Genomic DNA, 14,676 nt, shown 5'->3' on the forward strand with positions numbered 1-14,676 from the left:
TCGCCTGGCGGGACAGGGCTTGACCGGGAGGGCTCAACCGGGATGGGGTGCACTCCACAGGAGTGCCCGCCGCAAGGAGGAGACGACATGCGCCTGCTCCTCGTCGAGGACGACGACCATGTGGCCGCCGCGCTGGTCACGGTGCTGAGCAAGCACGGCTTCGACGTACGGCACGCCCGCACCGGGAACGAGGCGCTGGACGCCCTGGTGCCGGACGGGCGCGGACCCTACCGGGTGGTGCTGCTCGATCTCGGGCTGCCCGACCGCGACGGCTTCGAGGTCTGCGGCCAGATCCGGCGCCGGGTCGGCATCCCTGTGATCATGGTCACTGCGCGTTCCGACATCAGCTCCCGGATCCACGGCCTGAACCTCGGCGCCGACGACTACGTCGTCAAGCCCTACGACATGGGCGAGCTGCTGGCCCGGATCCACGCCGTGGCCAGGCGGGGCTCCGGTCCGCCGCCACCCGCCGCCGACCCGGCCCGCCCGGCGGAGACCACCGCCGACCGGCTCAGCCGCTCCTGGGGCCTGCACCTGGACCCCGCCGCCCGCAGGGCCCTGGTCCACGACCGCGATGTGCCGCTCACCCGCAAGGAGTACGACCTGCTCGCCCTGCTCGCGCAGAACCCCGGCGTGGTGATCCGCCGCGAGCAGATCATCAGCGAGGTCTGGCGCAGCAGTTGGGAGGGCACCGCGCGCACCCTCGAAGTCCACATCGCCTCGCTGCGGCACAAGCTCGCCGTCCCCGCCCTGATCGAGACCGTCCGCGGCATCGGCTACCGGCTGGTCCTCCCGCAGGACGGCGGCACCCCGGATACCGTTCCCACGGCTGTCCCCGTGACCGGCGTCGACCCGGCAGCTGGTTGATGCGTACTCGCCTGCTCGGCATCCTGCTCGCCCTCATGGCCTGCGTGCTCGTCGCGCTCGGATTTCCGCTGGCGATCAGCGAGGCAGCGGCGGAGCAGCAGCGCCTGGTGGTGGACCGGATCGACGACACCGCCCGCTTTGCCGCTCTCGCCCAGAACCCGATCGGCCAGTCGGGCACGCCGACCGCGGACGAGCAGCTCCGCACGCTGGTCACCGAGGTGCGGCGCTACTACGAGGTCTACGGCATCCCCGCCGGGGTGTTCAACCTCAGCGGCAAGCCCATCACCGCCGACCCCGGCGGCTGGACCGACGCCACCCAGGGCGACTCCGCGCAGCCGTTCCGTGAGGCGCTGGACGGGCGGCGTAGCCACGACCCGGCGCAGGCCTGGCCGTGGCAGTCGGATCGGCGGCTGGTCGTGGCCTCGCCCGTGGTCTGGGACGGCGACGTCGTCGCGGTGGTCGTCACCGAGTCGCCCACCGGGGCGTTGGGCGCGCGCATCCTGCGCCGCTGGCTGCTGCTCGGCGGCGGGGAGGCGGTGGCCGTCCTGGTCGCCGTCGCCGCCGCCGTCCTGCTGACCGGGTGGGTGCTGCGCCCTGTGCAGGACCTGGACAAGGTGACCCACGACATCGCCACCGGGCGGCTCGCGTCCAGAGTGGCCCCCGCCGGTGGCCCACCTGAACTGCGGCGGCTGGCAAGGGCGTTCAACGAGATGGCGGACCACGTCGAGCGGGTGCTGGACCAGCAACGGGCCTTCGTCGCTGACGCCTCGCACCAGCTGCGCAACCCCCTGGCCGCGCTGATGCTGCGGGTTGAGGCGATGGGCATGGAACTGCCGGAGGGACACGAGGACGAACTCACCGGAGTACGGGTGGAGGGCCGGCGGCTGGCCCAGGTCCTCGACGACCTGCTCGGACTCGCTGTCGCCGAGCACGCCGGCCAGGGCGCAGAGCCGACCGATCTGGCCCGGCTCGCCGGCGATCGGGTCGAGGGCTGGTCCCGGTTGGCCCAGGACCGGGGCGTCGGCCTGGTCTACGACGCTCCGGAGCTGCCCATGCTCGGCCTGGCCGACCCGGTCGGGTTCGGCAGCGCGCTGGACGCGGTGATCGACAACGCGCTGAAGTTCACCCCGCGCGGCGAGCAGGTGCGGGTCGCCGTGAGCGCCACCGCGGGGCGCCTGGCCGTCTCGGTCTCGGACGCCGGGCCAGGCCTGACCGAGGAGGAGATGGACCGGGTCGGCGACCGCTTCTGGCGCAGCCCGCGACACCAGAACGTCGACGGTTCCGGTCTCGGTCTCTCCATCGCCCGCACCCTGCTCACCGCCTCGGGCGGCGAGCTGGAGTTCGGTCCCAACGAGCCCTGTGGGCTCACCGTCACCCTGGCCGTGCCCACGTCCTGAACCGGGTGGCGCGCCGGCCGCACCTCGGTGATGCTCTGACCATTGACCGCGCCAGTAACCACTGACACATTGACCGATGAGAATGTGGGCGCAGGTAGGGAGACCCGATGATCCCCGAAGCCAGGGAACACCGCGTGACTGCGGACGACGTCGAGCTCGCCGTCGTCGAGGCGGGTGACACCACCCGTCCCACCCTGCTCTTCCTGCACGGATATCCGGACTGCAAGCAGGTCTGGGAACCGGTGATGACCCGTCTCGCCGCCCGCTACCACGTCGTCGCCTACGACGTCCGGGGCGCGGGGCAGTCCTCCGCGCCCGAGCCCCGCGCCGAGAGCTATCTGCTGGAACGCCTGGAGGAGGACTTCCTCTCGGTGCTCGACGCACTCGCCCCGTACGGGCCGGTCCACCTCGTCGGACACGACTGGGGCTCGGTCCAGGGCTGGGAGTTCGCCACCTCGCCGCGGCTGCGCGGCGGCCTCGCCTCCTTCACCAGCATCTCCGGACCCTGTCTCGACCACTTCGGCTTCTGGCTGCGCGACCGCCTGCACCCGCCGACGGCCCGGAGCCTGCTGCAGGCCCTGGGCCAGGGACTGCGCTCCTGGTACGTCTACGCCTTCCAGGTACCCCGTGTTCCGGAAGCGCTGTGGCGCGGACCGCTGGGTCGGCGTTGGCCCGCCGTCCGCCGCGTCATGGAGCGGCTTCCCGTCGCGGACGACCGCCCCTCGGCGACCCTTCCCGAGGACGCAGCCAACGGCACGTGGCTGTACCGCGCCAACATGCGCGACCGGCTGCGCGACCCCCGACCCGACCGGATCGCCACCGTTCCGGTCCAACTCGTGGTCCCCACCGGCGATCCGTACCTCTCCCGGCACCTCTACGACGACCTCGACCGCTGGGCCCCGGTGCTGCGCCGCCGCACCGTCGACGCCGGGCACTGGCTGCCGCTCACCCGCCCCGACCAGCTCGCCGAGTGGATCAGCGAGTTCCTGGACGCGGTCCGCGACGGGAGCGTGCCCTCCGTCGGCTCCACCACCGCGTCCGCACACGTCCCGGCGGTACGCTCGGTGCCGCGCTGAGCTTTGCGTTCGGCAATCCGGGGAGTGGAGGAACACAACGTGACGACGGTGCCGAGGCAGCGCACGGAGTACCGGATCGACGACCTCGCCCGTGCGGCCGGCACCACCGTCCGCAACGTGCGCGCCTACCAGGACCGTGGCCTGCTGCCTCCGGCCGACCGGCGCGGCCGGGCCAACGTCTACCATCAGGCCCATCTGGAACGGCTCCGGCTGGTCGCCCAACTGCTGGACCGCGGCCACACGCTGGCCGGGATCAAGGAACTCCTGGACGCCTGGGAGAGCGGGCGCGGGCTCGGCGGGGTCCTCGGCCTGGTCGCCGAGGTCACCGCGCCGTGGACGGACGAGGAACCGGAGCGGCTCAGCCGGGCCGCGCTGATCGAGTCCTTCCACGGTGTGGAGGACGAGCAGGCCATCGCCGACGCGGTCCGCCTCGGCGTGCTGGAGCCGATCCAGGACGCCGACAGCGCTGCGGTGGACGGCGGGGCGGCGGTGGACGGCGCCGTGGCAGTGGACAGCGGGGCGGCCGGCGACAGCGGGGCGCCGGAGTTCATCGTCCCCAGCCCCGGCCTGCTCGCCGTCGCGGTCGAACTCCACGCGCTCGGTGTCCCGCTGCCCGCGATCATCGCGCACCTGGAGGAACTGCGCGGTGACATCGGCCACCTCGCCCGGCGCTTCGTCGAGTTCAGCGCCGTCCATATCTTCGTCCGTTACGCGGGACACCAGCTGACCGACGCCGAGGCCGCCGAAGCCGTCGGCACCGTCCGCCGCCTGCGGCCGCTGGCCCAGTCCGCGGTGGACGCGGAACTCGCCCGGTCGATGCGCCTGGAAGCCACCCGCATGCTCGACGCGGCCGTGTCCGGCCCGCTCCGCGGGTTGGTCCAGAACGAACTGACGGGACGTCCGTAGCGTCTGCCGCGCGGGCTCAGGCCCTGGGGCTGTCCGAAACCTGGAGCCGTCAGGGCTTCGCCGACACGTAGTACCGCCGCGCCCCCTCCGCCAGTGGCAGAGGATCGGTGTAGATCGCCGAACGGATGTCCACCATCTGCGCCGAGTGCACCTGCTCGCCGATCACGTCCCTGCTGGCGATGACCGCCCCCGTCATCCGCTGCACCAGGCCGAGCGGCACGTCGTCCCGGGTGACCATCAGGTTCGCCACGGCGATCGTGGACACCGCGGTGTCGGGAAACGTCCGCGGGTACGCGCTCGCCGGCATGGTCGAGCCGCGGTAGATCTGGGTGTTCCTCGCGCCCGGGTCCTCCTTCGCCGCGAGTGCGTCCAGCGCCGCCGCCAGCCCGCCCAGCGGCACCAGCCGCACCTGGGACTCGCCCGTGAGCGTGGTGACCCCTTGTGTAGGCAGCCCTCCGGACCAGAAGAACGCGTCGATGCGCCCGTCCCGCAACTGCTGCGGCGCCTCGTCGATGCCCAGCGGAACCGAGACCACATGGACCCCGGCGACCCCCAGCACCCGGTCGGCGATCAGCGCGACCCCCGAGCCGTGCTGCCCGGTCCCCACTCGCCGACCGCGCAGGTCCTGGACGGAGTGGATCGACGAGCCGCTCGGCACGACCAGTTGGACGTAGTCGTCGTACAGCCGTCCCATCGCCCGCAGCCGGGAGCCGTTCGGCCCCGCGTAGTGCGCCACCGCGTCCGCGGTCGCGATGCCGAAGGTGTCCCGGCCGTCGGCGATCCGGTGCAGGTTGTCCGGGCCGCCCACGCTCGCGTCCAGGCGCAGGGTGACCCCTGGGATGTCCCGGGTCACGTTCGGCTTGAGCAGCCGGCCGTACCGCTCGTACACGCCCCCGGCCGAGCCGGTCGCCATCCCGTAGGTGCCCCGCGGATACGCCACCCCGTCCGGTGAGCCGAGCCACCACCCCAGCCCGCCGGCGCCCAGCACCACCAGTGCCGTCACGGCCCGGACCACGCGCGAGCGCGCCCCTCGGGCGAGCAGCGTGCGCAGGTGCCAGGTTTCAGCCATGCGGGTGATCCTGCCAGCCCGACCGCGCCGGAGGAACCCCGGACGAACCCACGGAGGAGCCCGTGGAGGAACCCGCACGAGCCCGGCCCGACCTGCCCGTACCCTTGGGTGCGTGGGTACCGCAGAAGCTTCCAAGACCTCCGCACGGACATACGAGATCCGTACGCACGGCTGCCAGATGAACGTGCACGACTCCGAGCGCCTGTCCGGCCTGCTCGAGGACGCCGGCTACGCCAGGGCCGCCGCCGGGGCGAACGCCGACGTCGTCGTGTTCAACACCTGCGCGGTGCGCGAGAACGCCGACAACCGCCTCTACGGCAACCTCGGCCAGCTCGCCTCCGTGAAGGCGGTGCAGCCCGGGATGCAGATCGCCGTCGGCGGCTGCCTCGCCCAGAAGGACCGCGAGACCATCGTCAGGAAGGCGCCCTGGGTCGACGTGGTCTTCGGCACCCACAACATCGGCCACCTCCCCGCGCTGCTGGAACGCGCCCGGGTCCAGGAGGAGGCCCAGGTCGAGATCCTGGAGTCGCTGGAGGTCTTCCCTTCCACCCTCCCCACCCGCCGCGAGTCCGCCTATGCGGCGTGGGTGTCCATCTCGGTCGGCTGCAACAACACCTGCACCTTCTGCATCGTCCCGGCGCTGCGCGGGAAGGAGAAGGACCGCCGTACCGGCGACATCCTCGCCGAGGTCGAGGCGCTGGTCGCCGAGGGCGTGGTCGAGGTGACCCTGCTCGGTCAGAACGTCAACGCCTACGGGCAGGACATCGGCGACCGCCAGGCATTCGGCAAGCTGTTGCGCGCCTGCGGCTCGATCGACGGCCTGGAGCGGGTCCGCTTCACCTCGCCGCACCCCAAGGACTTCACCGACGACGTCATCGCGGCCATGGCCGAGACCCCGAACGTGATGCACCAGCTGCACATGCCGCTGCAGTCGGGCTCGGACACGGTGCTGCGCGCGATGAAGCGCTCCTACCGACAGGAGCGCTACCTCGGCATCATCGAGAAGGTCCGCGCGGCCATGCCCGACGCGGCCATCTCCACCGACATCATCGTCGGCTTCCCCGGCGAGACCGAGGAGGACTTCGAGCAGACCATGCACGTGGTCCGCGAGGCCCGCTTCGCACAGGCGTTCACCTTCCAGTACTCCAAGCGGCCCGGAACCCCCGCCGCCGAGATGGAGGGGCAGATCCCCAAGGCGGTCGTCCAGGAGCGCTACATGCGCCTGGTCGCACTCCAGGAGGAGATCTCCTGGGAGGAGAACAAGAAGCAGGTCGGACGCACCGTCGAGGTCCTGGTCGCCGAGGGCGAGGGCCGCAAGGACCAGCACACCGACCGCCTGTCCGGCCGCGCTCCGGACAGCCGCCTGGTCCACTTCACCCGCCCTGTGGAAGGCGTCCGCCCCGGCGACGTGGTCACGGTGGAGATCACCTACGCGGCCCCGCACCACCTGCTCGCGGAGGGCGCGCCGCTGGGCGTGCGCCGGACCCCAGCCGGTGACGCCTGGGAGAAGCGCCAGGCGGCTCCGGTCGGCACCAAGCCCGCAGGCGTGATGCTGGGCCTGCCGACCGTGGGCGTCCCCGCACCGCTTCCGACCGCCGACGTCCCGAGCTGCCGGTAGCCGCGCGGACGCCCGGTAGGGTCGACCCATGCTGGTCGCCGCCGCCGTCTGCCCCTGCCCGCCGATGCTCGTCCCCGAGATCGCCTCGGGTGCCGCACCCGAGCTGGACATCCTGCGGGCGGCCTGCGACCGGGCGGTGGGCGCGCTCCTCGCCGCGGCCCCGGACATGCTCTGGGTGGTCGGCCCGGACGCCGAGCACGGGAGCTTTGACGAGGGCGGTGTCGGTTCCTTCCGCCCCTACGGCGTCGATCTATCGGTGAGCCTGGGGCGCGGGGGACGGGACGGGGGCGAGCCGCTGCCGTCGTCGCTCGCGCTGGGCGCGTGGCTGCTGGAGCGTGCCGGCTGGGAGGGCCCCGCGCGGGGGCTCGCGGTACCCGACTACCTGGAGCCGGAGCTCTGCGCTGCCAACGGGGTTCGGCTCGCCGAGTCCGCGGCACGGGTCGCTCTGCTGGTGCTGGGGGAGGGCAGCGCGCGACGATCGGTGAAGGCGCCCGGGTACCTGGACGAGCGGGCCGAGGAGTTCGACGCCGTCGCGGCACGCGGCCTGGCCACGGCGGACGCCGGGCGCGAACTGGCGTCCATGGACGACGAGCTGGCCTTCGAGCTGATGGCCTCCGGGCGTGCGCCCTGGCAGGTGCTCGCGGCAGCGGCCGCGGGCGACCACCTCGCCGCTGAACTGCTGTACGAGGACGCGCCGTACGGCGTCGGGTACTTCGTCGCCGCCTGGATCTGACGGAGGGCACGGCCCTAGAGGTCCGCGCCCTCGTCCGTCCGCCGGTGTCGATGGAGGAGTTATCGCCCATAGCTACGCATAGGGTACGAGCCGCCGAGGCCGACTGCCGGGCGCGCCGGTCCGAACCGGCAGACTGGAGGTGTGCGCACCTCTTCTCTCACTCCCCGGGTCATCGCCGTCGTCGGCGCCACCGCCGCGGGCAAGTCCGACCTCGGCGTGGCCCTCGCCCAGCAACTCGGCGGCGAGGTGGTCAATACCGACTCCATGCAGCTCTACCGGGGCATGGACATCGGAACGGCGAAGTTGACGGTGGAGGAGCGGCAAGGGGTTCCGCACCACCTGCTGGACGTGTGGGACGTGACGGTCGCGGCCAGCGTCGCCGAGTACCAGCGGATGGCTCGCGAGGTCATCGATGTGCTGCTGGCGCAGGGGCGCACGCCGGTGCTCGTGGGCGGCTCGGGGCTGTACGTCCGCGCCGCCATCGACGAGCTCGACTTTCCCGGCACCGATCCCGAGGTACGGGCCCGGCTGGAGCGGGAGCTGGAGGCGGAGGGCCCCGTGGAGCTGCACCGCCGACTCGCCGAGGTCGACCCGCCCGCGGCGCAGGCGATCCTGGCGAGCAACGGGCGGCGCATCGTCCGGGCGCTGGAGGTCGTCGAGATCACCGGCAGGCCGTTCACAGCCAATCTGCCGAGCCACCAGTCGGTCTACGACGCCGTACAGATCGGCGTCCAGGTGCCCCGCCCGGAACTGGACCGGCGGATCACGGTGCGGGTGGACCGGATGTGGGAGGCGGGCCTGGTGAAGGAGGTCGAAGGGCTGGCCGCGGTTGGGCTGCGCGAGGGGCGTACGGCGGCGCGGGCACTCGGCTACCAGCAGGCGCTGGCCCAACTCGCGGGTGAGTGCGGCGAGCAGGAGGCGCGCGACGAGACGGTTCGCGCCACCAAGCGCTTCGCGCGCCGCCAGGAGTCCTGGTTCCGCCGCGACCCGCGGGTGAACTGGCTGACGCACGGGGACGGCAGCGACCCGGCCGAGCTGCTCAGGTGTTCGCTGGAACTGGTGGCTGCGGGGTCCTGACAACCCTCCGCGGCCACCGGTCGCGGGAGGGCCAGGGGGCGGGCGTGGAGAGCCGGCCGGGCCGGTGTGCACCGGTGTACACGGCGCGTTCCCGGGTACGCCACCCGCGTGCCACCGGCGCAGGGTAGGTGAGCGGTCACGGGCTGATCACGTCATGGCCACGGATCACTGATCGGGCCCAAGACGGCGTGGTCGGGCGCAGCGTGCATGCCATCATCAAGCATTGAGGGAGTCAGCAACTACCGCCAGGGAGGCCGCGTGTCGATGGATACCGGCCCCGAGACCCATCGTCTGTCCGAGGACCCGTTCGGTCCCGACGGGCTCCCGATCACGGAACTGACGCCCCTTCCGCCCGCCGACAGCATCGGCGAGGGCCACTTCCGGGAGCGCGAACTACGCCCGGAGGGGCGGCTGAGACTGTGGCAGATCATGCCCATCGTGGCTCTCGCGATCTTCGGCTCGCTGATGTTCGCCTTCCCGCTCGCCTTCGAGGCCGGCGGTGACGGCCTCGTGGTCGGGATGCTCGGACTGCTTCTCACCGCCGCCTCGGCGGGGTGGGGTGCGGTGGCCGCCCGCCGGGCCGGCTACGCCTGGCCGGGACTGCCGCGTCAGGGGTCGGGACGTCGCGCCGGCTGGCGCCCGCTGCTGATCTACACGGCGATCACCCTCTCGGTGCTGGCGCTCGGACTGTGGCGGGTGGCCCGCATAGGCGGGTGACCGGCCCGGGATCCGTGCTGCCGTGCTCCCTTACGATGGACGGGTGAGCGAGATCTTGAAGGGCCTGCGTTTCCTCAAGGGCCACGGCACGGAGAACGACTTCGTGATCGTGCCGGACCCGGACGGCATCCTGGAGGTTCCCCCCGCGCTGGTGGCGCGGCTCTGCGACCGGCGGGCAGGACTGGGCGGGGACGGCCTGCTGCGGGTGGTGCGCTCCGCCGCGCACCCCGAGGCCGCGGCGATGGCCGCGGAGGCCGAGTGGTTCATGGACTACCGCAACTCCGACGGCAGCATCGCCGAGATGTGCGGCAACGGCGTGCGGGTGTTCGCCAGGTACCTGGTGCTGGCGGGGCTGGCGGAGGTCGGCGACCTGGCCGTGGCCACCCGGGCCGGCGTCCGGCGGGCGCATGTCGCCGCTGACGGGCCCGAGGGGGCGGGCGAGGTGACCGTGCAGATGGGTCAGGCGTCGCTGCCGGGCCCGGAGACCATCGAGGTCACGGTCGGGGACCGTTCCTGGCCGGCGCTCAACGTCAACATGGGCAATCCGCACGCCGTCGCGTTCGTCGACGATCTCGCGCACGCCGGCGATCTGCTGGCCGCGCCTGCGGTCGCTCCGGCGTCGGCGTACCCGACCGGCGTGAACGTCGAGTTCGTGGTGGACCGGGGGCCGCGACATGTGGCTGTGCGGGTGCACGAGCGCGGCTCCGGGGAGACCCGCTCCTGCGGTACGGGCGCCTGCGCCGTGATGGTGGCCGCGGCTCGGAGGGACGGGGCGGACCCCGCGGTGACGGGGCAGCCGGTGACCTACACCGTGGACGTGCCCGGCGGCCGGCTGGTGATCACCGAGCGGGTGGACGGCGTGATCGAGATGACCGGGCCCGCGGTGATCCTCGCGGACGGTGAGCTCGACGCGGGGTGGCTGGCCGGCTGACCGGCCGGCCCGTCAGCCGGGCCGTACGGCGCCTGGCGGAGGCCAACCTAGGATTCTTGCCATTCCCGCGCCGCTTCAAATCCCCCGAACGGGTGATCAAGGTGACTTTGGGAGCACGTGGCATCGCCGAGCGTGTTGCACTGGCTAGCATGGACCATCGGGGTGCTGAGCCGCTCCGGTGATCGCTGCCGGAGGTGCGCATGAACGTCGATGCCGGTGATCTTCCAGCTGTTCCCCTGGGCGGTCGCAGAACCGTCTCACCACCTATAGCCCCAGCGGCCGCTGCCGAGTCGGGCGGCGGGCTGCGCCGCGCGCGGGCGCGCTCCGGGCTCGGCCGGGCCGGCTTCGCCGCACTGCTGGCCGGCGGCCGGGCCCAGTTCGCGGACGCCCTGGAACCGGTGATCCGCGCCCACCGTGCGCACCACCCCCGGGCCGACTTCGCGCTGCTCGACCGCGCCTACCAGGTCGCCGAGGCGTCCCATCGAGGCCAGACCCGCAAGAGCGGCGAGCCCTACATCACCCATCCGCTCGCCGTCACGATGATCCTTGCGCAGCTCGGAGCGGAGACCACGACCCTGGTCGCCGCCCTGCTCCACGACACGGTCGAGGACACGGCGGTGACGCTCGATCAGGTCCGTGACGGCTTCGGCGACGAGGTCGCCTACCTGGTCGACGGGGTCACCAAACTGGAGAAGGTCGACTTCGGCGCCGCGGCCGAGGCGGAGACCTTCCGCAAGATGCTGCTCGCCACCGGCGAGGACGTCCGGGTGATGGTCATCAAGCTGGCCGACCGGCTGCACAACATGCGCACCATCCGTCATATGAAGCCCGCCAGCCGGATCAGGATTGCCAAGGTCACCCGGGACGTGCTGATCCCGCTGGCCGAGCGGCTCGGCATCCAGGTCGTCAAGACCGAGCTCGAGGACATCGTCTTCGCCACCCTCCACTCCGAGGAGTACTCCGAGACCAGGGCCCTGGTTGCGGCCAGGGAGGCGGCGCAGGAGCAGGGCGTCGACCCGCTGGCGGAGTTCGCCGGGGCGCTGCGGCGACAGCTGCGGGAGGCCCGGATCCAGGCCGAGGTGACGGTCCGTCCCCGGCACTGCGTGTCGGTGCACCGGGCCCGGCTCCGGCGCACCGAGCTGGGGCCGTGCGACTTCGGACGGCTGCTGGTGGTGGTCGAGGAGAACGCCGACTGCTACGCGGTCCTCGGCGAGCTGCACACCTGCTGGACGCCCTTTCCCGGGGAGTTCAAGGACTTCATCGCCGCTCCCAAGTTCAACCTGTACCAGTCGCTGCACACCGCCGTGGCCTCCGCGCAGTCCGAGGTCGTGGAGGTGCTGGTCCGCACCGAGCGGATGCACGCGGTCGCGGAGTTCGGCGTGGTGGCCCTGGACAGTCCCGGGGCGCCCGCGGACGAGGGCGTCCGCGACGAGCTCGACCGCACCGACCCGGCCCGGCCCGGCTGGCTCTCCCGGCTGCTCGAGTGGCAGCGGGAGACCCCGGACGCCGACACCTTCTGGTCCACGCTCACCGCGGACCTGTCCGGGGACGGCGAGCTGACCGTCGTCACCGAGGACGGCCGGACGTTGCAGCTTCCGGTCGGTGCGAGCTGCGTGGACGCCGCCTACGCGCTGGGCGAGGACGTCGGCCATCGATGTATCGGAGTGCGCCTGGGCGGCCGCCTCGCCGCACTCTCCACCCAGCTGCACGACGGCGACGTGGTGGACGTGCTCACCGAGTCGGGGGAGCCGGGCGGTCCGTCCCCGGAGTGGCTCGGTCACGCGCGGACAGCTGTCGCCCGGCTGGCGATCGAACGCTGGCTGGTCCGACATCCGGTCGAGCCCGAGGGGGAGTCGCCGGACGGGGAGCGGCCCGAGTCCGACCGACTGGAGTCCGACCGCCCAGCGCCCGACCGTCCGGGGTCCGACCGCCCAGGGTTCGACCGCCCGGAGTCGGACCGCCGCGATTTCGACCCGGCCGTCTTCGATCCGGAGACCGCCCGCGAGCCGGTCAGGGAGCAGCCGGTCGTCACCGCCGCGGGCATGCCCGACGCCCCGGTACGGCTGGCGCGCTGCTGCACGCCGGTGCCGCCGGACCCGCTGATCGGATTCGCGGTCAAGGGCGGCGTCGCCGTGCACCGCCAGGGCTGCCCGACCGGGAGCGGCATGGCCGGCGGAGGGCGGGCCCCGGTGGAGGTCGCCTGGGTCCAGGGGGCGGAACCGGCCGGCTACATGGTCACGGTCCAGGCTGACGCGCTGGGACGGCCCCGGCTGCTCACCGACCTGACCGCCGCGATGTCGGCCCTGGGGGTGGACATCGTCTCAGCCTCCGTGGAGCCGCCGCAGGAGCTCCGGGTACGGCACACGTACACCGTGGAGCTGCCGGACCCGAGCGTCCTGCCGGAGCTGATGCGCGCCATGCTGCGGGTGCCGGGCGTGTACGACGTGTACCGAGCCGGGCCTCTGGGCAGAGAAAATACGGGTGACCGTTCCGGAGCGCCCGTGCGACCATCGTCGGGAATCCGCAGCGGGTCTGCGGCGTTCACTGAGTAAGGGGCGGACAGTTCGCCCCCTTCCGAGCTGCACGGCTGTGCAGCCCGACCCCGGCCTAAGGATGCAATGACCTCCACGTACGAAACCCGCGACGCTTCCGCGCAGCAGGACCGGCGCCGTCCGGCGGACCTGCGAGCAGACGCACTGATGGACGAGGACCTCGCGGGATTCGACGAGGGCCTCGGCGGCGGATACCGCAGCAACGACTACGACGGCGACCAGTACGACCGAAGTGACCGCGCCTCGCTGCGCAGGGTCTCCGGGCTCTCCACCGAGCTGCAGGATGTCACCGAGGTCGAGTACCGCCAGCTCCGTCTGGAGCGGGTGGTCCTGGTCGGCGTATGGACCGACGGAACCGTCGAGGAGGCCGAGAACTCCCTCGCGGAGCTCGCGGCCCTCGCCGAGACGGCGGGTTCCGAGGTGCTGGACGGCGTGATCCAGCGCCGCGACCGACCCGACCCGGCCACCTACATCGGCTCCGGCAAAGCCCGGGAACTTCGCGACATCGTCCAGTCCACCGGCGCGGACACGGTGGTCTGCGACGGAGAGCTCAGCCCCGGCCAGCTGATCCACCTGGAGGACGTGGTCAAGGTCAAGGTGGTCGACCGCACCGCCCTGATCCTGGACATCTTCGCCCAGCACGCCAAGTCCCGGGAGGGCAAGGCGCAGGTTTCGCTGGCCCAGATGCAGTACATGCTGCCGCGCCTGCGCGGCTGGGGCGCTTCGCTGTCCCGGCAGATGGGTGGTGGCAGCGGTTCCTCCGCCGGTGGCGGCGGCGGTATGGCCACCCGTGGTCCCGGTGAGACCAAGATCGAGACGGACCGTCGGCGGATCCGCGAGAAGATGGCGAAGCTCCGCAGGGAGATCGCCGACATGAAGAAGGGCCGTGACACCAAGCGGCAGGAGCGCCGCCGTCACCAGGTCCCCTCGGTGGCTATCGCCGGCTACACCAACGCGGGCAAGTCCTCTCTGCTCAACCGGCTCACCGGGGCCGGGGTGCTGGTCGAGAACTCCCTCTTCGCCACCCTGGACCCCACGGTCCGGCGCGCGGAGACCCCCGGCGGCCGGGTCTACACCCTGGCCGACACCGTCGGCTTCGTCCGACACCTGCCGCACCACCTGGTCGAGGCCTTCCGCTCCACCATGGAGGAGGTCGGCGACGCCGACCTGATCCTCCATGTCGTCGACGGTTCGCACCCCGAGCCGGAGGCGCAGCTCGCCGCCGTCCGCGAGGTCATCGTGGAGGTCGACGCGCAGCGCGTGCCGGAGATCGTGGTGATCAACAAGGCGGACGCGGCGGACCCCGAGGTGCTGCGGCGGCTGCTGCGCCGCGAGCCGCACGCCATCGTGGTCTCGGCGCGTACCGGGCAGGGCATCGAGGAACTGCTTCGGCTGATCGAGGAGCAGCTGCCCCGGCCGGCGGTCGAGGTGTTCGCGATGGTCCCCTACACCAGGGGCGATCTGGTCTCCCGGGTGCACCGCGACGGCGAGGTGCTCTCCGAGGAGCACACCGGCGAGGGCACCGTGCTCAAGGCCCGGGTGCTGCCCGATCTCGCGGCCGAGCTGGATCGCTACAGCCTTGTGGTACAGGTGAACTGACAGCACATCATGCTCGGCCGGAGGCCGGCTGCCCCCTCTCGGGAGGGGGCAGTCGGCCTTCGCTGCTGTTCAGGGATATGTGCAGGGAGTGTGTTCTACCGCCGTGGTGCGTGATTGGCACGGTCCTTGGTCGT

12 protein-coding genes are annotated in these 14,676 nt (G+C 72.2%); 11 read left to right on the forward strand and 1 reads right to left on the reverse strand.

Annotation, left to right across the window (positions count from 1 at the left end; genetic code table 11):
• The first annotated feature begins 87 nt into the window (after positions 1 to 87).
• The 4 genes from ABIA33_RS12360 to ABIA33_RS12375 all read left to right on the forward strand — a co-directional run bounded on the left by ABIA33_RS12360 (position 88) and on the right by ABIA33_RS12375 (position 4,246).
• A complete protein-coding gene (locus ABIA33_RS12360; protein WP_370080456.1) occupies positions 88 to 867 on the forward strand; it encodes a response regulator transcription factor in 780 nt (259 codons plus the stop codon).
• A complete protein-coding gene (locus ABIA33_RS12365) occupies positions 867 to 2,264 on the forward strand; it encodes a sensor histidine kinase (protein ID WP_370080458.1) in 1,398 nt (465 codons plus the stop codon). The genes ABIA33_RS12360 and ABIA33_RS12365 overlap by 1 nt, the downstream gene beginning before the upstream one ends.
• 134 nt (positions 2,265 to 2,398) lie before the next feature.
• Positions 2,399 to 3,340: an alpha/beta fold hydrolase gene (locus ABIA33_RS12370; RefSeq protein ID WP_370080460.1), complete on the forward strand. Its 942-nt coding sequence runs from the start codon at positions 2,399 to 2,401 to the stop codon at positions 3,338 to 3,340.
• A gap of 39 nt (positions 3,341 to 3,379) precedes the next feature.
• A complete protein-coding gene (locus ABIA33_RS12375; protein ID WP_370080462.1) occupies positions 3,380 to 4,246 on the forward strand; it encodes a MerR family transcriptional regulator in 867 nt (288 codons plus the stop codon).
• A 49-nt stretch (positions 4,247 to 4,295) separates the two neighbouring features.
• Here the strand turns inward: ABIA33_RS12375 and ABIA33_RS12380 are convergent, their stop codons facing one another.
• Positions 4,296 to 5,315, reverse strand: a complete 1,020-nt coding sequence (locus ABIA33_RS12380) for a TAXI family TRAP transporter solute-binding subunit (protein ID WP_370080464.1) — start codon at positions 5,313 to 5,315, stop codon at positions 4,296 to 4,298.
• Between the two features lie 157 nt (positions 5,316 to 5,472).
• Here ABIA33_RS12380 and miaB point away from each other — a divergent pair, with 157 nt between their 5' ends.
• The 7 genes from miaB (at position 5,473) to hflX (ending at position 14,542) form a co-directional block, all read left to right on the forward strand.
• Positions 5,473 to 6,933, forward strand: coding sequence for a tRNA (N6-isopentenyl adenosine(37)-C2)-methylthiotransferase MiaB (gene miaB / locus ABIA33_RS12385; protein WP_370080918.1), 1,461 nt, complete (start codon positions 5,473 to 5,475; stop codon positions 6,931 to 6,933).
• A 28-nt stretch (positions 6,934 to 6,961) separates the two neighbouring features.
• A complete protein-coding gene (locus ABIA33_RS12390; RefSeq protein WP_370080466.1) occupies positions 6,962 to 7,666 on the forward strand; it encodes a class III extradiol dioxygenase subunit B-like domain-containing protein in 705 nt (234 codons plus the stop codon).
• Between the two features lie 141 nt (positions 7,667 to 7,807).
• Complete coding sequence (gene miaA, locus ABIA33_RS12395; protein WP_370080468.1) at positions 7,808 to 8,743, forward strand: tRNA (adenosine(37)-N6)-dimethylallyltransferase MiaA; 936 nt, start codon at positions 7,808 to 7,810, stop codon at positions 8,741 to 8,743.
• Positions 8,744 to 9,007: 264 nt separating this feature from the next.
• Positions 9,008 to 9,460, forward strand: a complete 453-nt coding sequence (locus tag ABIA33_RS12400; protein ID WP_370080920.1) for a hypothetical protein — start codon at positions 9,008 to 9,010, stop codon at positions 9,458 to 9,460.
• A gap of 43 nt (positions 9,461 to 9,503) precedes the next feature.
• Positions 9,504 to 10,391, forward strand: coding sequence for a diaminopimelate epimerase (gene dapF, locus ABIA33_RS12405; protein ID WP_370080470.1), 888 nt, complete (start codon positions 9,504 to 9,506; stop codon positions 10,389 to 10,391).
• Between the two features lie 200 nt (positions 10,392 to 10,591).
• On the forward strand, positions 10,592 to 12,943 hold the full coding sequence (locus tag ABIA33_RS12410) for a bifunctional (p)ppGpp synthetase/guanosine-3',5'-bis(diphosphate) 3'-pyrophosphohydrolase (protein ID WP_370080472.1): 2,352 nt from the start codon (positions 10,592 to 10,594) through the stop codon (positions 12,941 to 12,943).
• A 66-nt stretch (positions 12,944 to 13,009) separates the two neighbouring features.
• Complete coding sequence (gene hflX / locus ABIA33_RS12415) at positions 13,010 to 14,542, forward strand: GTPase HflX (RefSeq protein WP_370080474.1); 1,533 nt, start codon at positions 13,010 to 13,012, stop codon at positions 14,540 to 14,542.
• Positions 14,543 to 14,676 lie beyond the last annotated feature (134 nt).

The sequence above is a fragment of the Streptacidiphilus sp. MAP12-16 genome (assembly GCF_041262165.1).
GTDB lineage: Bacteria > Actinomycetota > Actinomycetes > Streptomycetales > Streptomycetaceae > Streptacidiphilus.